The 18,819-nt window shown below is 70.2% G+C and carries 16 protein-coding genes; 2 read left to right on the top strand and 14 right to left on the bottom strand.

What is annotated here, in order from left to right; all coding sequences use genetic code 11:
* Nucleotides 1-24 precede the first annotated feature (24 nt).
* The gene (locus FHX42_RS03780; RefSeq protein ID WP_235986888.1) at nt 25-300 is read right to left on the bottom strand and encodes a hypothetical protein; all 276 of its coding nucleotides are present in this window, start codon (nt 298-300) and stop codon (nt 25-27) included.
* A 128-nt stretch (nt 301-428) separates the two neighbouring features.
* Between FHX42_RS03780 and gndA the strand changes: the two genes are divergently transcribed.
* Together gndA and FHX42_RS03770 are read left to right on the top strand one after the other, a co-directional pair.
* Nucleotides 429-1,865 carry an NADP-dependent phosphogluconate dehydrogenase gene (gene gndA, locus FHX42_RS03775; RefSeq protein ID WP_182542741.1) on the top strand — a complete coding sequence of 479 codons (1,437 nt, stop codon included), beginning with the start codon at nt 429-431 and terminating at the stop codon, nt 1,863-1,865.
* A gap of 238 nt (nt 1,866-2,103) precedes the next feature.
* Nucleotides 2,104-2,520 (top strand): SgcJ/EcaC family oxidoreductase, encoded by a 417-nt coding sequence (locus FHX42_RS03770; RefSeq protein ID WP_182542740.1) that lies wholly within the window; start codon nt 2,104-2,106, stop codon nt 2,518-2,520.
* 194 nt (nt 2,521-2,714) lie between these two features.
* Here FHX42_RS03770 and ileS read toward each other — a convergent pair whose 3' ends face one another.
* The 13 genes from ileS to murD all read right to left on the bottom strand — a co-directional run bounded on the left by ileS (nt 2,715) and on the right by murD (nt 18,776).
* A complete protein-coding gene (gene ileS / locus FHX42_RS03765; protein ID WP_182542739.1) occupies nt 2,715-5,897 on the bottom strand; it encodes an isoleucine--tRNA ligase in 3,183 nt (1,060 codons plus the stop codon).
* 331 nt (nt 5,898-6,228) lie between these two features.
* Nucleotides 6,229-6,732 carry a hypothetical protein gene (locus FHX42_RS03760; protein WP_235986887.1) on the bottom strand — a complete coding sequence of 168 codons (504 nt, stop codon included), beginning with the start codon at nt 6,730-6,732 and terminating at the stop codon, nt 6,229-6,231.
* A gap of 76 nt (nt 6,733-6,808) precedes the next feature.
* On the bottom strand, nt 6,809-7,687 hold the full coding sequence (wag31, locus tag FHX42_RS03755; protein ID WP_182542738.1) for a DivIVA-like cell division protein Wag31: 879 nt from the start codon (nt 7,685-7,687) through the stop codon (nt 6,809-6,811).
* 46 nt (nt 7,688-7,733) lie between these two features.
* The gene (locus tag FHX42_RS03750; RefSeq protein WP_182542737.1) at nt 7,734-8,018 is read right to left on the bottom strand and encodes a YggT family protein; all 285 of its coding nucleotides are present in this window, start codon (nt 8,016-8,018) and stop codon (nt 7,734-7,736) included.
* A gap of 19 nt (nt 8,019-8,037) precedes the next feature.
* The gene (locus FHX42_RS03745) at nt 8,038-8,655 is read right to left on the bottom strand and encodes a cell division protein SepF (RefSeq protein ID WP_182543489.1); all 618 of its coding nucleotides are present in this window, start codon (nt 8,653-8,655) and stop codon (nt 8,038-8,040) included.
* A gap of 69 nt (nt 8,656-8,724) precedes the next feature.
* Nucleotides 8,725-9,471 carry a YggS family pyridoxal phosphate-dependent enzyme gene (locus tag FHX42_RS03740; protein WP_182542736.1) on the bottom strand — a complete coding sequence of 249 codons (747 nt, stop codon included), beginning with the start codon at nt 9,469-9,471 and terminating at the stop codon, nt 8,725-8,727.
* A complete protein-coding gene (gene pgeF / locus FHX42_RS03735) occupies nt 9,468-10,187 on the bottom strand; it encodes a peptidoglycan editing factor PgeF (protein ID WP_182542735.1) in 720 nt (239 codons plus the stop codon). Before pgeF ends, FHX42_RS03740 begins: the two co-directional genes overlap by 4 nt.
* A 129-nt stretch (nt 10,188-10,316) precedes the next feature.
* Nucleotides 10,317-11,738 (bottom strand): cell division protein FtsZ, encoded by a 1,422-nt coding sequence (ftsZ, locus tag FHX42_RS03730; RefSeq protein WP_182543488.1) that lies wholly within the window; start codon nt 11,736-11,738, stop codon nt 10,317-10,319.
* A gap of 829 nt (nt 11,739-12,567) precedes the next feature.
* Nucleotides 12,568-13,323, bottom strand: coding sequence for a cell division protein FtsQ/DivIB (locus FHX42_RS03725; RefSeq protein ID WP_328795884.1), 756 nt, complete (start codon nt 13,321-13,323; stop codon nt 12,568-12,570).
* Nucleotides 13,320-14,735 carry a UDP-N-acetylmuramate--L-alanine ligase gene (gene murC, locus FHX42_RS03720; protein ID WP_182543486.1) on the bottom strand — a complete coding sequence of 472 codons (1,416 nt, stop codon included), beginning with the start codon at nt 14,733-14,735 and terminating at the stop codon, nt 13,320-13,322. Before murC ends, FHX42_RS03725 begins: the two co-directional genes overlap by 4 nt.
* A 59-nt stretch (nt 14,736-14,794) precedes the next feature.
* Entirely contained in the window at nt 14,795-15,898 is a 1,104-nt protein-coding gene (murG, locus tag FHX42_RS03715; protein ID WP_182543485.1) for an undecaprenyldiphospho-muramoylpentapeptide beta-N-acetylglucosaminyltransferase, read from the bottom strand.
* Nucleotides 15,899-15,960: 62 nt separating this feature from the next.
* Nucleotides 15,961-17,379: a putative lipid II flippase FtsW gene (gene ftsW / locus FHX42_RS03710; protein WP_328795883.1), complete on the bottom strand. Its 1,419-nt coding sequence runs from the start codon at nt 17,377-17,379 to the stop codon at nt 15,961-15,963.
* Nucleotides 17,380-17,384: 5 nt separating this feature from the next.
* Nucleotides 17,385-18,776, bottom strand: a complete 1,392-nt coding sequence (murD, locus tag FHX42_RS03705) for a UDP-N-acetylmuramoyl-L-alanine--D-glutamate ligase (RefSeq protein ID WP_182542733.1) — start codon at nt 18,774-18,776, stop codon at nt 17,385-17,387.
* Between the last annotated feature and the right edge of the window lie 43 nt (nt 18,777-18,819).

Genomic DNA, 18,819 nt, shown 5'->3' with positions numbered 1-18,819 from the left:
TACGCGGCTACGTCGGGTTCCGGCTCAGGGCACGATCACATCGACGCCCGAGGTCTCCACCCCCCGAGCCAGCTTCTCGTCGCAGGATTCGCGAACGTCCTCGGCGGTGCTGTCCAGCTGAGTCAGCCGCCCCCGCTTGTCCAGCCGCTCGACGACCTCCGCCGTGGGGGCCGCGTGGCGGCCTGCTCCAGCAGCTCCCGAAGGAACTCCGAGTACGACTGGCCGGCCCTCCACCGCACGCGTCCTCAAGGGCTTGTGCACCTCCTCCGGCACATCCCCGATCCGCACCGGAGTAGCCACACGCGAAGCGTGCGCACATCGGTCACCGATGGAAACGCTCGTTCGGGTGGTCATGGCGAACGACGGGCGGGGGTGAGCCGGGAATGGCTAGCCTGGCGGGGAGCCAGTCGATCGAGAGGGAGTCGAAGATGACCGAGAAGGCGCACATCGGTGTGACAGGCCTGGCCACCATGGGTCGCAACCTCGCGCGCAACTTCGCCCGGCGCGGCCACCGCGTCGCGGTGCACAACCGACGCGCCGAACGCACCGACAACCTCATCGAGCACTTCAGCGGTGAAGGCGACTTCGTGCCGACCTACTCGCTGTCCGAGCTCGTCCAGGCGCTGGAACGCCCGCGCCGCCTGGTCATCATGGTCAAGGCGGGGCCGCCCACCGACGAGGTCGTCGACGAGCTCGCGCCGCTGCTGGACTCCGGTGACGTCCTCGTCGACGCGGGCAACGCGCACTTCGAGGACACGCGACGGCGTCAGGCCGCGCTGGCCGAACGCGGACTGCACTTCGTCGGCAGCGGTGTCTCCGGTGGCGAGGAGGGGGCGCTGGAGGGCCCCAGCATCATGCCCGGCGGATCCCAGCAGGCCTACGGCGAGCTGGAACCGTTCCTGTCCGGTATCGCCGCCGACGTCGACGGCACCCCGTGCGTCGCCCACATCGGTCCGGACGGTGCCGGGCACTTCGTCAAGATGGTGCACAACGGCATCGAGTACTCCGACATGCAGTTGATCGGAGAGGCCTACGACCTGCTGCGCCACGCGGTCGGCAAGGAACCCGCCGAGATCGCCGAGATCTTCCGGCGGTGGAACACCGGCAGGCTGGACTCCTACCTCATCGAGATCACCGCCGAGGTGCTGGCCCACACCGACGCCCACACCGGCAAGCCGTTCGTCGACGTCGTGCTCGACCAGGCCGAGCAGAAGGGCACCGGCCGGTGGACGGTGCAGGGCGCCCTGGAGCTGGGCAGCCCGGTCAGCGGGATCGCCGAGGCCGTCTTCGCCCGCTCCCTGTCCGGCCACGCCGACCTGCGCGAGGCCTCCAGAGGACTCCCCGGACCGACCGGGACCCGGCTGGCCTCCACCGATATCGACGGGTTCGTCGACGACATCGAGCAGGCGCTGTACGCGTCGAAGATCGTCGCCTACGCGCAGGGCTTCAACCAGATCCAGGCCGGCAGTGCCGAGTACGGCTGGAACGTCGACCTCGGGTCGGTCGCCACGATCTGGCGCGGCGGCTGCATCATCCGGGCGAAGTTCCTCGACCGCATCCGGGCGGCCTACGAGTCCGACCCGCAACTGCCGACGCTGTTGACCGACCGGAGTTTCCAACGGGCGCTGAACGAGGCGCAGGACCCGTGGCGTCGAGTGGTGTCCAGGGCCACGAGCATGGGCATCCCGGTCCCCGGCTTCTCGACCTCGCTGGCCTACTACGACGCCCTGCGGGCCAAGCGGCTGCCCGCCGCCCTGGTGCAGGCCCAGCGGGACTACTTCGGCGCCCACACCTACCGGCGCGCCGACATCGACGGCGTCTTCCACACCGAGTGGTCCGACGACCGCTCCGAGTACGAGGTCTGAAGGCGTGTCGCCGGCACCGGCCGGCGTGGCCACCCGAAGACCGTCGGGTGGCCGTGCCGTCCGCCCGCTCGGCACACACTCGAAAAACGCTCACTCGGCGCCCCCTCCGAGGAGCCCCCTCCGGGCGCGATCGCCGTGCGGTACCGGACCGGCCGAGCCACGCGTACCGTGGTCCGCGGTTTTCGTCACTGCTCGACTCCGGTGCCGGTTCGGTGCCGACGCGGGAGGCGCGACAATCATGGTCGATCGGCCCGTCACCCAGGACACCTCCGGCGACGAGCGGGACGTGCGTGAGATCGAGGAGATCTTCGCCGAGCTGGAAGCGGCCTTCGCCGAGCACGACGCCGCGAAGTTCGACGCCCGGTTCACCTCGGACGTGGTGTTCACGGCCGTGAACGGTCGGCGCTTCCACGGCTGGGACGACATCCACGGCTATCACCGTGAACGCCTCACGCACCACGCCGACGACATCAGCACCTGGTACGAGATCGACCGCATCACCTTCCCCACCCCGACCGTCGCCCTGGTCTTCCTCCGCCAGCCCGTGAAGACCCCCCACGACCAGCGGGCCAACATCGGCACCTGGGTTCTGACGAAGCAGGACGGCGCCTGGTGGGTCTGCGCCGCGCAGAACACCGGGATCGCCGCCGCGTGACGGCGGTGGCCACCACCGCGTGGCACCGGACACTCGGGCGCGGTCCGCTGGAGTGGTCGCTGCACAAGGCGACGACGACCGCGAGAAGACCGGCTCGCCGACCGGACCCGTCACCGGTGTGCGATCGGTGAACGGACCGTTTGGGCACTCACACCGCCAAAACGGTCCGTTCACCCCGGGGAAGTCGCTCGCCGTCAGAGCCTGGTGACGGTGACCGCGATGTCGGTGCCGTCGCCGACGCTGCCCGCGAAGGCGGACTCGGGCCGCTGCTCGGCGGACAGCTCCACGGTGTCGGCCAGCGTCTCCCCCGCGAGGAAGTCGCGGTGCGCGTTGACCGCGTCGAGCACCTCCCGCGGCGCGTACAGCGTGGTGGTGATCCGGTCGGAGACCTCCAGTCCTGCCTCCCGGCGGGCCTGCTGCACCGCCCGGACCACGTCCCGTGCCGTGCCCTCGGCGGCCAGCTCGGCGCTCACCTCGGTGTCGAGCACGACCAGCCCCTCACCTCCGGGCAACGCGGAGGCCGCCCCGGTGGCGGTGGAGACCAGTCGCTCGGTGAACTCGCCCTCGCGCAGTTCGATCCCACCGGCGAACACGGCGCCACCGGGGGTGCGGCTCCACTCGCCGGACTTCACGGCCTTGATGACCTTCTGCACGTCACCGCCCAGCCGCGGCCCGGCCGCGCGGGCGTTGACCGAGACCTCGAAGTGGCCGTGCGCGGCCACGTCGGTGGTCAGCTCGACCTCCTTGACGTTGACCTCGTCGCGGAGGAGGTCGACGAAGGGACGCAGCGACTCGGCTTCCGGAGCGGCCACCACCAGCTTCGGAAGCGGCTGACGCACGCGCAGCGTGTGGGACTTGCGCAGGGCCAGCGCCGCCGAGCACACCTGGCGCACCTGGTCCATCGCGTGCACCAACGCCGGGTCGGCGGACAGCTCGTCCACCAGCGGCCAGTCCGCCAGGTGCACCGAGCGGCCCCCGGTCAGCCCGCGCCACACGGCCTCGGCGGTCAGCGGCAGCAGCGGGGCCACGACCCGGCTGGTCACCTCCAGCACGGTGTGCAGGGTGTCGATCGCGTCCTGCTCACCGGCCCAGAACCGCTCGCGGGAGCGGCGCACGTACCAGTTGGTCAGCACCTCCAGGAACTCCCGCACCGTCGCGCACGCGCCCGCGAGGTCGAAGCGGTCCATCGCGGCCTGCACGTCGGCGGCCATCTCGTGGGTCTTGGCCAGCACGTAGCGATCGAGCACGTGCTGACTGTCCACCCGGGAGTTCCCGTCGACACCGGCGGCGTTGGCGTACAGGGCCAGGAAGTACCACGAGTTCCACAGCGGCAGCACCGCCTGGCGCACGGCGTCGCGGATGCCCTTCTCGGTGACCACGAGATCACCGCCGCGCAGGATCGGGCTGGACATCAGGAACCAGCGCATGGCGTCCGAACCGTCACGGTCGAAGACCTCGTTGATGTCCGGGTAGTTGCCCTTGGACTTCGACATCTTCAACCCGTCGTGACCGAGCACGATGCCGTGCGCGGCGACGTGGGAGAACGCCGGCCGGTCGAACAGCGCCGTGGCCAGCACGTGCAGCGTGTAGAACCAGCCGCGGGTCTGACCGTTGTACTCGACGATGAAGTCGCCCGGGTAGTGGTGCTCGAACCAGTCGGCGTTGTCGAACGGGTAGTGCACCTGGGCGAAGGGCATCGAGCCGGACTCGAACCAGCAGTCCAGCACGTCGGGAACGCGGCGCATCACCGACCGGCCGGTCGGGTCGTCCGGGTTGGGACGGGTGAGTTCGTCGATCTCCGGGCGGTGCAGTTCGGTGGGGCGCACGCCGAAGTCGGCCTCGAGCTCGTCCAGCGAGCCGTACACGTCCGTCCGGGGGTGCTCGGGGTCGTCGGAGACCCACACCGGCACCGGGGAACCCCAGTAGCGGCTGCGGGAGATGTTCCAGTCGCGGGCGTTCTCCAGCCACTTGCCGAACTGGCCGTCGCGGATGTGCTCGGGAACCCAGTCGATGCGCTGGTTGAGCTGGACCATGCGGTCCCGGAACTGGGTGACCGCCACGAACCACGAGGACAGCGCGCGCTGGATCAGCGCGTTGTCGCAGCGCCAGCAGTGCGGGTACGGGTGGTCGTAGGTCTCGTGGCGCAGCAGCAGGTCCGCGTCCTTGAGGTCGCGGATGATCCGCTTGTTGGCCTCGAAGACCTGCATTCCCTCGTACGGGGCCACTTCGGCGGTGAACGTGCCGCGGGAGTCGACCGGCACCACCGGGTCGATACCCGCGGCGTCGGTGACGACCTTGTCGTCCTCGCCGAAGGCGGGGGCGATGTGCACGATCCCCGTACCGTCGTCGGTGGTGACGTAGTCGGCTTCGAGCACCTGGTGGGCGTTGTCGCGGCCGACGAAGAAGTCGAACGGCGGGTCGTAGCCGCTGCCGAGCAGCTCGGTGCCCTTGAACCGCGCGACGACCCGCTCGGCGGCGTCCTCGCCGAGCTCGCGGGAGTAGGCGCCCAGCCGGGCCTCGGCCAGCACGTAGCGTTCACCGCCGTGCTCGGGTTCCACGAGCGCGTAGTCGACGTCCGGGTGCACGGCCGCCGCCAGGTTCGACGGCAGCGTCCAGGGGGTCGTCGTCCACACCAGCGCGAGCGCGCCGTCGAACTCCCGTCCCGACGCCCGCAGCCGCAGACCCACGGTCACCGCGGGGTCCTGGCGCTGGCGGTAGACGTCGTCCATGCGCGTCTCGGTGTTGGACAGCGGCGTCTCGCAGCGCCAGCAGTACCAGAGGACTCGGAAACCCTCGTAGATCAGCCCCTTGTCCCAGAGGGTCTTGAAGGCCCACATGACGCTTTCCATGTAGTCCAGGTCGAGCGTCTTGTAGTCGTTGTCGAAGTCGACCCAGCGCGCCTGACGCGTGACGTAGTCCTGCCACTCGTCGGTGTAGCGCAGCACCGAGGTGCGGCAGGCCACGTTGAACTCGGCCACGCCCATCGACTCGATCTCCGACTTCGCCGAGATGCCGAGCTGCTTCTCGGCCTCGACCTCGGCGGGCAGACCGTGGCAGTCCCAGCCGAACCGGCGCTCCACCCTGCGCCCGCGCATGGTCTGGTAACGCGGCACCGCGTCCTTGACGTAGCCGGTCAGGAGGTGTCCGTAGTGCGGCAGGCCGTTGGCGAACGGCGGGCCGTCGTAGAAGACGAACTCGTTGCCGCCGTGAGGCCCCGCGTCCCTGGCCTCGACGCTGGCCCGGAACGTCCCGTCCCGCGACCAGAAGTCCAGTACCTCGCGCTCCAAGCGGGGAAACGACGGCTGGGAGGCGACGGCGGCGGCACCGGAGTCGTCACTCGTGGTGGCACCACTGAAGGGGACCTTGGGGTAAGCCATCGCGGCTGCGCTCCTCGCGGATGTCGGTTCGTCTCTCGCACGAGCATCGGCGGATGCCCACGCGGGGACGACACGAAAGGCCGCGGTACCACCCCGCTTGCCGCGCGGCGCCGAGCCGCACGACCACTCGTAACGGCTGTGACGGGCCGACCCGTCCGGTTCTACTGAGGTGGGCCGAAACCCACCCGTTCTTCCGGAGGCTCCCCGGTGATGGCCGGATCGACGCCTTGCTGATTCCAGCATAACCAACGTCGACAACCGCGCCGGAGGCGACCGTCCGCGTCCGGCGCGACGGCACCGACCGCCGAAACCATCCAACGCGGGTGAACGGTTACTTCTCGGGCTGCCAGGACGGTTCGGAGGGCTCGCGAGCCGCCGCGAGCAGGGTGGCGTCGGGAGCGCACCGCGCGCACGGGGTGAAGTCGAGCTCGCGGGCCCGCCACACGGGCAGTGGGAGGGTTTCGCGCTCTCCCAGCCAGGAACACCGCTGGAGGTGGTACCGCGGACGCTCGTCGATGACGACCACGGTGGCTTCCAGGTCCGAGACCGCGGGCGGATCGATCGCGTCGGTGTCCTCCTCCGCCGGTTCGGCGTCCGGATCGCCCTCCGCGGGCTCCGCCCGTTCCACCGAACCAGCGGGATGCGGTGGCGGTCCGCCCCGGGATCGCGCGCCACGGTCCCGAAAGCGTCCCGCCAGCAACAGCACACCGGCGAGCACACTGAGCACAACCGATCCCCAGGCCCACTGCGGCTGCCCGGCGACCACGGCGGCCCCGAGCACACCACCGGCGGCCACGATCAGGGTCAGCACCACCAGCAAACCGCCGCCGGACAAGACCGTTCACGCCCTTCGACGCCGGGATGCGGGCGGACGCCCCGGAAGAGCACCCGCCCGCACCGACACGGAGAGGTCAGCCCGCCTCGGCGGCCCTGGCCCCGAAGCTGTAGCTGCTCTGCTGCCCGTTGGGAAGGCTGACACCCTCGTTGCCACCACCGTTCTCGGTCGGTGCCGCCGAACCGCGGTCCTGGAGCTCCCGCAGTTGCGACTCCAGGTAGGTCTGCAACCGCGTGCGGTACTCCCGCTCGAAGGTGCGCAGCGTTTCGATCTTCTTCTCGAGCGCGTTCTTCTCCTGGGTGATGTTGCCCATCACCTCGGCGTGCTTGTGCTGGGCGTCGCGCTCCAGCCCCGCGGCCTTCTCCCTGGCCTGCCGCTCCAGGGTCTCGGCCCTGGTCCGCGCGTCGTTGAGCATGGTCTCGGCCCGGGAGCGGGCCTCGTTGACCATGCTGTCGGACTTGGTCCTGGCATCCGAGAGCAACTGCTCGGACTTGGTCCTGGCCTCGGAGAGCATGCCGTCGGACTCGGACTTGGCCTCACCGGTGAGCCGGTCGGCCATTTCCTGGGCCAGCCCGAGCACCTTGGCCGCCTGCACGTGCTGATCCCCGCCGGGCGAGGTCTGCTCGGCGGCGCTCGGCGGCGGCACCGGAGCGAGCCGCCGCGGCTCCTCGGCCGGAGCGCTGGCGGTCGGTTCCGACGCGGGGGCCGGAGCCGGGGACGAGGTCGCCGACGCGGCCTGGTTCCGGGCGTCGTCGAGGTCGGCCTGAGCGGACTGCAACTGCGATTCGAGTTGCTCCTTCTGGTTCCTCAGGTCGCCGTTCTCCTCCACCAGACGAGCAAGTTCGGCCTCGACGAGGTCGAGGAAGGCATCCACCTCGTCCTCGTTGTAGCCCCGTTTGCCTATCGGGGGTTTACTGAACGCCACGTTATGAACGTCGGCGGGGGTCAAGCCCACAAGATCACCTCACGCACTCTCGGCTGCCGGCTACCCGGACTCCCCGCTATCCGGGTCGAACCAGTTGCATCAGGATCAACACAACCAGCAGCAGCACCATAATCGATAAGTCCAGTCCGACGTTGCCGATCCGGACGGTCGGGATCACCCGCCGCAACAAGCGTACGGGCGGATCGGTCACTGTGTAGATGGTCTCGAACGCGATCGCAACCCCGCCTCGGGGCTTCCAGTCGCGGGCGAACGAACGCACGAGTTCCACCACGATCCGGGCCACCAGCAGCAGCCAGAAGAAGAACAGCACGTAATACAGGACAATCAAGGCCGGTTCCACGGTTCAACTCTGCCACTGGTCACCCATAGTTGAAAAAAGCACCCTCGGCCAGGCGCCTCTTGTCCTCGGCCGCAACGTCGACGTTGGGCGGTGAGAGCAAGAACACGCGGTTGGTGACCTTCTCGATCGAGCCCCGCATAGCGAAGGCCAGACCGGCGGCGAAGTCCACCAGACGCTTGGCATCGGCCTCATCCATCTCGGTCAGGTTCATGATCACCGGCGTGCCGTCACGATACTGCTCGCCGACGGTGCGGGCTTCACTGTAACTCCGAGGATGCAGAGTCGTGATTTTGCTCAGGTTGTCATGATTCCCCGAGTCTGCTACAGGGCGCAATCGCGACACGTGCTCCCGTTGCGGTTCCACTGCAAGCGATCCCCTGACCAGCGAGTCCATCGACCGGGACCGACGCGATCGCGACGCGGACTGGTCATCGTGGCCCTCGTCCTCCTGTTCGGCGTCCTCGGACGAGTATCCCCCACGCGCCCCGGAGAGGCGCCGTCGGCCGCCGATCCGGTCGGCAGGAGCGTCGTAGTCCTCGGCCTCCGAGGAGTAGTCCTCATAGTCGACCTCGTAGTCGTCGACCTCCTCGGCCGGGACCATGCCGAAGTAGGCCTTCAGCTTGTGTAGCGCGGTCATCGGCAAGCCCCTTTCTCCGGCGACCCTTGGCGTCGGCCACGCAGACGCCGAACCTCGACCCCCCTGCGGCTACGGCGAGGGTATCGGGCGGCCCCCGAGCAACGCCGTTCCGACACGCACTCGTGTTGAGCCGTGCGCTATCGCACTCTCCAGGTCACCGCTCATGCCCGCGGACAACCGATCAGCCCCCGGGAAGCGTCGACGCACGCGCCGAAAAATACCTGAAAGAGTGGTAAAAGCCACATCCGAATCTCCACCCAACGGGGCGACGGCCATCAGCCCACGGAGATGTATCTCATTCATGTTTGTGATCGACTCGGCCAGCTCCTCGACTTCTTCCGGCGGGCACCCGCCCCGACCGGTCCGCTCGTCGAGGCCGACCTGGATCAGCACGTCGAGGGGTCGCTGCCGCTCGCCCTCGTCGAGCGCCCGGCCCGTGGCCCGACGCAGCGCCTCGGCCAGCCGCGGACTGTCCACGGACTCCACGACATCGGCCCAGCGAACCACCGACCGTGCCTTGTTGCGCTGCAGCTGGCCCACCATGTGCCAGCGCACTTCGGTCGCCGGGCGCAGCGCCGTCAGTTCGGTCACCTTCGGACTCGCCTCCTGCTCGCGGTTCTCGGCGAGCCCGGTCACTCCCAGATCGGCCAGCAGGGCCGCGTCGGAGGCGGGGAAGGTCTTGGTCACGGCCAGCAACTCGACTTCTCCGGGGTCCCTGCCCGCGGCTCGACATGCCCGATCGACGCGCTCGCGCACCCGACTCAGGTTCTCGGCCAGCTCGGCGCGCCGCTGCTCCGCACCGGTCGAGGTACTCACGACTCGTCCTCCGGCTCCGCCCAGATCACAGCGGCGGTGCGGCCGGTGCGCGGGCCGTCCCGCCGGTGACTGAACAACTCACGGGACTCCATGGTGCAACGCGGGTCGATGCCGATCCCGGCGACTCCGGCACCGGCCAACTGCTCCCACAGACCCGCCCGGATGTCGAGTCCCGCCGTGCCCCGGCGGGTCTTGCAAGCACTGCCGGGCAGGTGGCGCTCCACGTCGTCGCGCATCTCGGCGGGCACCTCGTAGCACTGCCCACACGCGGCCGGACCCAGCAACGCCTCGATCCGGTCGATGCGGGCACCGGCCTCGCGCATGGTCTTCAGCGCCGAGACGACGACACCGACACGCGCCCCCAGCCGGCCGGCGTGGACGGCAGCGACCACGCCACTGTCGGGATCTCCCAACAGCACCGGTACGCAGTCGGCGACCAGCGCCACCAGCGGCAGCTCGGGAACCGCCGTCACGAGCGCGTCACTGGCCTCCACGGCCCGTTCCCGCGGGCCCTCGACGAGCGTGGCGGTGCGGCCGTGGATCTGCTCCATCCAGACCAGGCGCTGCTGCCCCACACCGACGCCCTCGGCCAACTTGCGACGGTTCGCGGCCAGCGCGGCGGGATCGTCACCGACCTTGCCGCCCAGGTTGAACGAGTCGAACGGCCGCTCGGAGTGGCCGCCCTCCCGTGTGGTGATCACGCGACGAATCCGCACGACAGGTCCTTCCGGCGAGTACTCGGTAGAGCACCGCGACGCGGTGCCCGTGCGATTGTCCCGCACCACCGCCTCCGGCAAGCGGCGGAGCCGCTTGCTTCCAAGCCGTGTCGAAACGGTTTCGCGCCGTCAGCGTCGCATGAACGGAGGGATGTCCACGTCGTCGTCGCTGTCGTCGTCGTGACCACGGTGCGGCAGGGAACCGCCGAAGCCGGTCGAGGAGGAGTAGCTGCCCACCGGCTTGCCGGGCACGGAGACGCCATGCTGACCACTGATCACCGAGGAACCGTCGTCACCGACCGACTCGGGCTGCCGCGTCGGCTCCTGCTCGCGCTGGACCGTGTCCTGCTCGGACGGCGCGGGGTCGGGCGTCGCCCGCTCGGCGTGCTGAGACCAGGACTGCGACGAGGACGACTCCGCCTCGGCACGCTGCCACGGGGCCTGTTCCTGCCCGAGGGACGCCTGGGGCGCCGCGGAGGACACGGCGGTCCCTCCGGCCTCGGCGGGCTCGGCGGGCTCTTCGCGGCTGTCCAGCACCTCGCCCTCGGCGATGGTGCCTTCCCCCGTCCCGACCGTGCTGGGATCCAGTTTCTTGTGCGTGGGAGCTCCGGCGTCGAACCCGGCGGCGATCACGGTCACCCGAACCTCGTCACCGAGCGAGTCGTCGATCACCGTACCGAAGATGATGTTGGCCTCGGGGTGGGCGGACTCCTGCACCAGCGAGGCCGATTCGTTGATCTCGAACAGGCCCAGGTCCGAACCGCCCGATATGGCCAGCAGCACGCCGTGCGCCCCCTCCATCGAGGCCTCCAGCAACGGCGAGTTGATCGCCTTCTGCGCGGCCTGCACGGACCTTCCCTCACCTCTGGCCGAGCCGATGCCCATCAGAGCACTGCCCGCCCCGGACATGACGCTCTTGACGTCGGCGAAGTCCAGGTTGATCAGCCCGGGCGTGGTGATCAGGTCCGTGATGCCCTGGACACCGGACAGCAGCACCTCGTCGGCGGAGCGGAAGGCGTCCATCAGGCTCACGCCGATGTCGCCGAGCTGCAACAGCCGGTCGTTGGGAATGACGATGAGCGTGTCGCACTCGTCACGCAGTTCCTTGATGCCCTGCTCGGCCTGGTTGGCCCGCCGCTTGCCCTCGAAGGTGAACGGGCGGGTGACCACACCGATGGTCAGCGCGCCGAGCTTGCGGGCGACCGAGGCGATCACCGGGGCACCCCCGGTACCCGTGCCACCGCCCTCCCCGGCGGTGACGAACACCATGTCGGCGCCCTTGAGGACTTCCTCGATCTCGTCCTTGTGATCGTCGGCGGCCTGGTAACCCACGTCCGGAGCGGCGCCCGCACCGAGTCCTCGGGTCAACTCGCGTCCGATGTCGAGCTTGACGTCGGCGTCCGACATCAGCAGGGCCTGTGCGTCGGTGTTCACCGCGATGAACTCGACACCCTTGAGTCCGACCTCGATCATGCGATTCACGGCGTTGACACCGCCGCCACCGATGCCGACGACCTTGATCACCGCGAGATAGTTGTGCGGGGGCGTCATCGTCATCCGCCTTCCTGATCGTGGCTCTAGCGCTCGCTGGTGCTGGACCGCCACAGGCGGCCCCCCGTCAGGCACCGGTTCGGCAGCGCCGGGACTCACCCGCCACGACCGCGAGTCGTGGTGCCGTCAACCCCGTACCCGATAGCGAACGTTAGGCAACCACGTAGTCCCGAGTCCAGCAGCCACGCCGAGAGTCCTTCCGGCGATTCGCCGCCACACCCGCCGTTCACCCGATCGTCGTGGTGCTGTCCGGAGCTCGCCCGGGCGCCGCGACGCATCGAGCCGGGATTCTCCGTTCAGGAAGTGCGCAAACGTGCACTTCCTGAGTTGCGTATTGCTACGCAACGTTGGCCACACCGGTGGTGTGGTCTTCCCGTGGCGATACCCGGTGCCAGCGCGGCTGGTCTTACGTGGCTTTCCAGCGGGCATGTTTTCCGTCCCGGCGCAACTCTCCGTGGACGCCAGCACGATGCTGGGCTTGACCAGGTCCCCGGCGAGGCGGCCTGGTCTTCGCCACCTTCCGAGTTCCTTCGTGCCGAAGAGTATCAGACCCACATGGACGGACACGAAACAGCACGCTTCAACACAAAACCCCGGACGGTACTGGACTCCTCGTCCCATGCCCATACCGAGTGTGATCACCACTTGCACCGTACCGCGTCGACCGGTCCTCGTTCGAACCACTCTGGACCTCGGCCGCGGACGACGGTCACCGTCCCGAGTGGGCACCGCCTGTCCGGGCGATGCCGACACTGACCCGAGTGGGCCCCGGCCCCGGGCCGACCGCGGAGAAGCGGGCGCTCTTCACGCCGAGCACCGATCAGCCCGGTCAGGACACTGTGGGCAGTGCGGGAGTGGTGACGTCGTAGACCTTGCCGGGACGGGTCAGCAGCGCGGGCAGGATCGCCGCCTTGCGGGCCGTTCGCGCCGTACTCCCCCACTGCACCGTGCGGCCGCCGGTGAGCAGCAGGCGCACGTGATCGGGCTGCTCGGCGACGATCGTGGTGAGTTCGCGGCGCACCGGATCCGGCAGCGCCCGCAGCACCGTCAGCGCCGCGTCGGTGGCCCCGTCATCGGCGGTGGCTCGGTGCACCCGGAGCTCGGGCAGTTCCGGAGGAGCCGGCACCGTCTCGAACGGCACGCCTTCCGCGTCGACGAGCCGTATCCCCTTCGAGGTCCGGGTGTAGGCCACGGGGGAACGCTCCACGACCCGCAGCCGCACGGTCCAGGGCCACCCCAGCTCGACGCGCGTCGAGTCCACCCACGGCAACGCGCGCAGCCGGTCGCGGATCGCGCTCTCGTCCACGCGCAGCATCGGAGTACCCGTCCGGATGGCGGCGACGTCGCGGATGCGCTGCCGCTCGGTGGTGCCGCTGATCTCGACCGAGCGCACCCCCAGGGCCGGGGTGAAGTACAGGACCAGGACCAGCACGGTGATCACGGCCATCCCCAGGAACAGCAGGACGCGCAACGAGCGAGAGGGCGACCGCCCGAAGGGCTCGTGCTCGTGCTCGTGCGGCGGCGAAGCACGCTTCCGGGACGAACCGGACCGACCCGTCTCGGAAGCGTCCGAGGACGTGCTCACTCCCGCTCCGCGGAATCCGTGCCGGCGATCCGGTCGACCTCGGTCAGGATCTCCGGACCGAGCATGGTCACGTCTCCCGCCCCCATCGTGAGCACCAGGTCACCGGGACGCGCCAGCCCCGCCACCTTCGGCGCGACATCGGTGATCGACGGCTCGTAGTGCACCCGCTCCGCGGGCAGCGGCACCGCGTCGGCGATCAGCGCACCGGTCACACCGGGTCGCGGTTCCTCCCGCGCGCCGTAGACGTCGAGCAGCACCACCTCGTCGGCGAGTCCTAGCGCGGTGGCGAACTCACCCGCGAAGGTCTCCGTGCGGGAGAACAGGTGCGGCTGGAACGCCACGATCAGGCGACCGTCACCGGCCACGGGACGAGCCGCCCGCAACTGCGCCTCGACCTCGGTGGGGTGGTGAGCGTAATCGTCGTAGACGCGCACGCCGTCGGCGCGTCCGCGGAACTCGAAGCGCCGCCGCACGCCTCCGAAGGCGGCGAACCCGTCGAGCAACCCCTTCAGCGGCGCCCCCAGCTCGAGCCCTGCCAGGAGCGCGGCGACCGCGTTGTCGGCCATGTGCCGCCCGGGGACCGACACCACGACGTCGATGCTTTTCGTACCGCTGTCGGTGATCAGTTCCACGGTGGCGACCCCGGTTCCGTGCTCGGCCCGGTAGTCGACGAGACGGGCGTCGCCGACGCCGTCGACCAGCTCGCCGTAACGACGCACCCGCCTGCCCGCCGCCTCGGCGCGGTCGGCGAGCACGGCCGCGCCGGGATCGTCGGTCCCGGCGACGAGCACCCCGTCGGGTTCGACGCGTTCCAGGAACCGCTCGAACGCGCCGGTGTAGGCGGCCGAGGTGCCGTGGTGGTCGAGGTGGTCGGGTTCGACGTTGGTCACCACCGCCACCGAGGGGGCGAAGACCTGGAACGAGTCGTCGCTCTCGTCGGCCTCGGCGACGAAGACGCCTCCCTCACCGTGGTGGGCGTTGGCACCGGAATCGTTGAGGTCGCCGCCGATGGCGAACGACGGGTCGAGGCGGCAGTGCTGCAGCGCCACGGTCAGCATCGAGGTCGTGGAGGTCTTGCCGTGGGTACCCGCCACGCAGGCCACCCGGTGCTCGGCCATCAGCGCCGCCAACGCCTCGGCCCGGCGCAGGACCGGGATGCCACGCCGCTGCGCGACGACCAGTTCCGGGTTGTCCTGCCGAATCGCCGTGGAGACCACGACCGCACTGGGTTCGGCGCCGAGCCGGTCGAAGTTGCTCTCCTCGTGGCCCAACGAGATCTCGGCGCCCTGAGCGCGCAGCGCGAGCACGGTCCGCGAGTCCCGCGCGTCCGATCCCGAGACCGAGTGCCCTCGTGCGAGCAAGATCCGCGCGATACCGCTCATGCCCGCGCCGCCGATGCCCACCAGGTGCATTCGGGACAGCAGCGAACCGTCCAGGACACGGTCGACGGATTCGCTCGCGGAGTCCGTTGTCACTGCGCGGCCACCTCCAATGTGATCTGCGCCAGGACGCGGTCGGCTTCCCGGTGCCCGGTACCGAGGGTCGCACGGCTCATCTCCCGGAGCCGATGCGCGTCACCGGCCAGCGGCAGCACTTCGTCGGTGACGCGCTGCGGGGTCAGTTCCGCGTCCGGTACCAGTCTGGCACCTCCGGCCGAGACCACGGGCTGCGCGTTGAGGGCCTGCTCACCGTTGCCGTGCGGCAGCGGGACGAACACGCCGGGCAGTCCCACGGCCGAGACCTCGGCCACGGTCATCGCGCCGGAGCGGCACACCACCAGGTCGGCGGCGGCGTAGGCGAGGTCCATCCGATCCAGGTAGGGCACCGCGACGTACGGCGGGGCGCCGGGCACCTCCCGCAACGCGAGGGTGTTCTTGGGGCCGTGCGCGTGCAGCACCCCGATGCCGGCGCGGCCCAGCGCGTCGGCGGCCCCGGAGAAGGCCGTGTTCAGCGTCTGAGCTCCCTGGGAACCTCCGAAGACCAGGATGGTGGGAGCCTGCGGGTGCAGCCCGAAGTAAGCCCGCGCCTGGGCGCGCAGCGCGGCGCGATCCAGCGAGGTGATCGTCTCCCGCAGCGGGATGCCGATCGTCTGGGCGCCGGGCAGTCCGCTGTCGGGAACCGCCGCGAGCACTCTTTCGGCGAAACGCGCCCCGACCTTGTTGGACAGTCCCGCACTGGCGTTGGCCTCGTGCACGACGATGGGCACCCGGCCCCGCGCTCCCAGGTAGGCCGACAGCGACACGTAGCCGCCGAACCCGACGACCACGTCGGCTTCGGCTGCGTCGAGGACCTCACGGGTGCGCTTGACCGACTCGCGCACCTTCATCGGCATCTTCAGCAGCTCCGTGCTGGCCTTGCGCGGCATCGGTACCGGCGGAACCATCTCCAGCGGGTACCCGCGCTCGGGCACGATCCGGTTCTCCAGGCCGCGCTCGGTGCCCAGGGCCAGGATCCGGGCGTCCGGACGCATCCTGCGCACGGCGTCGGCCAGGGCCATCGCGGGTTCGATGTGGCCTGCGGTGCCACCACCGGCCACCACGACCGAGGGGGGCCGCCCCGCCACCGGCCCGCTGATCCGGCTGGTGGGTGTCTGGTCGGGCTGGGGACCGAAGTCTCCCTGGGCCGGTTGCTGCCCGCTCAACGGTGTCCTCCTCGTGTCCGGGGTCGCCCACGGCGGTTGCGTGCGTCGTCACCGCCGCGGCGATCGTTTCGTGATGCTGTCCGTGCAGAACCGCTTCCGGCTGGGCCGGTGCTTCGCGTGGTGCCGGGCCGGTTCGGGGATTTGGGGCCGCGCCGGGTCGTCGGTGGCCGGTAGGGCGCGGGAGTGGGCAGGCGCAGCAGTCTGCCGATCCTGCCGGGGCCGAGCGAGCGCAGCGCGGCGATCGCCTCGGGTTCGTGGCGCGCGCAGTTGGCCAGCAACCCGAAGACCAGCATAGCGGTGACCACCGAACTGCCCCCCGAGGAGATCAGTGGCAGCGGCAACCCGGTCACCGGCAGCAGGCCGACCACGTAGCAGACGTTGATCGCGGCCTGGGAGACCAGCCAGGTGGTCAGGGTGGCCGAGACCAGCCGAATCCACGGGTCGGTGTTGCGCGCGGCGATGCGCATGCCGACGTAGGCCGTGGTGCCGTAGAGCACCAGCACCATCACGCAGCCGAGAAAACCCAGCTCCTCGCCGATGACGGCGAAGATGAAGTCGTTGTGGGCGTTGGGCAGGTACTCCCACTTCGCCCAGCCCTGTCCGAGCCCCTCCCCGAACAAGCCCCCGTCGGCGAGCGCGTACAGCGCCTGACGGGCGTGGTAGCCCTGGTCCAGCGGGTTGGCTTCCGGGTTGAGGAAGGAGGTCAGCCGGGCCGAACGGTATCCGGCGACGAGCGTGAGCACGAGGGTGGCGGTGATCGTGCCGAGGCTGAGCATCCCGAACAGCCGCAGCGGTGCCCCGGCGAACCACAGCAGCGCGAGCAGCAGGATGAACAGCGTGACGGTCGAGCCGAGGTCGGGTTGCAGGACCACGAGCGTGAACATCAGCAGCGCGGCCGGCACGACCGGGACCAGCAGGTGCCGGTACTGCGCCAGCAGCGCCCGCTTGGTGACCAGCACGTGCGCCCCCCAGAGCGCGAACGCGATCTTGGCGAACTCCACCGGCTGGATGGACACCCCGCCGATCATGAACCAACTCTGCGACCCGCCGGCCTCGCTGCCCAGCGGAGTCAGCACCAGGGCCAGCGCCAGCAAGCACAGCAGGAGCAGGACGTGACTGAAGCGCCGCATCACCCACACCGGCATGCGCAGCGCCCCGTAGAAGCAGACCATCCCGACCGCGACGTAGAGCAGTTGGTGCAGGAAGACGCTGTAGGACGAACCGGCCTCGTTGAAGGAGTCCACACTGGACGACGAGAGCACCATGACCAGGCCGAAAACGGTCAGCAGGCCCCACACCGCCAGCAGCAGGTGGAACGAGGCCAACGGCCGGGTCAGCCAGGCGGTCAGTGCCGTGCGCACTCCGCGCAGGTTGGGCACCGCCCTGCCCGTGCGTGTCCCGGTCTCGACTGCCACGGCGCTCACCCCCCTCGCTCGCCGGAGACTCCGGGGCCCTGCTCGGCGAGTACCGCGCGTACCGCGTCGGCGAAGGCCCGGCCCCGGTGCGCGTAGTCGGTGAACATGTCCATCGAGGCCGCGGCCGGAGCCAGCACGACCGTCGACCCGGCCGCGGCGTACTCGCCGGCCCGGCGCACGGCCTCGTCCATGGCGTCCTCCGCGGTCGAGTCGATCTCACCGACCGGCACGTCGGGTACGTGGTCGGCCAACGCGCGCGCGAAGCACTGCCGGTCCTGGCCGATGAGCACCACCGCCGCCAACCGGTCGGCGTGAGCGGCCACCAGCTCGTCGACCTCGGCTCCCTTGAGCAGACCTCCCGCGATCCACACCACGCGCGGGTGCGCGGCCAGTGCGGCCGAGGCGGCGTGCGGGTTGGTCGCCTTCGAGTCGTCGACGTAGGTCACGCCCGCGATCTCGCCCACCGGCACCGAGCGGTGCGAGCCGGGTTCGAAGGCGCGCAACCCCTCGGCTATCGCCTCGACCTCGACGTCGAGAGTGCGCGCGAGGGCGGCGGCGGCGAGCGCGTTGGCGAGGTGGTGCGGCCCGGGTGGGTGCACGTCGGCGACCGGGGCGAGGTCGGTGTCCGTGTCGAAGGCGCGGTCCCGCAGCACGCCGTCGGCGACGCCGAGCTGGCCCGAGGCGGGCTCTGCGGCGGTACAACCGACCGCGCGAGCGGCGGGCGAGCCGGTGGCCAGGTGCGTCGACCACGCGTCGTCGGCGTTGAACACCGCCACGGTCCCCGGGGTGTAGATCCGGCCCTTGGCCGCGGCGTAGGACGTCAGTGAACCGTGCCAGTCGAGGTGGTCCTCGGCGACGTTGAGCACGACGGCGGCGTGGGGGGCCAGCCGGTCGGACCAGTGCAGCTGGAAACTCGACAGTTCCACCGCCAGCACCCGGTGACCGGCACGGACCGCGTCCACGGCGGGCAGGCCGACATTGCCGCAGGCCACCGCGTCCATCCCGGCCGCGCGCAGCATCGACTCCAGCATGCCGACCGTGGTCGTCTTCCCGTTGGTTCCGGTCACCGCCAGCCACGTGGCGGGCTCGGAGCGCTGCCGGTCCAGCCGCCAGGCCAGTTCGATCTCGCCGATCACCTCGACGCCCGCCCGCGCCGCCGCCGTCAGCAACGGGGCGTCGGGACGCCAGCCCGGACTGGTCACGACCAGGTCGGTGCCCACGGGCGGCTCCGTCAACCCCACCACCAGTTCGGCACCCTGCGAGCGCAGGGAAGCCAGGGCGGCCAGCCGGTCGGAGGAGGCGTCGGTGACCGTCACCACCGCGCCGGTGGCCAGCAGCGCCTCCGCGGCCGAGCGCCCGGACACACCGGCACCGGCCACCAGCACCCGTCGACCCATGATCGCCTTCCCTTCGCCGGACACCGACCCGCTCGGCGCTTCG

Source organism: Halosaccharopolyspora lacisalsi, assembly GCF_014137975.1.
Classification (GTDB): domain Bacteria; phylum Actinomycetota; class Actinomycetes; order Mycobacteriales; family Pseudonocardiaceae; genus Halosaccharopolyspora; species Halosaccharopolyspora lacisalsi.
This window is presented reverse-complemented; position numbering and strand designations above follow the sequence as displayed.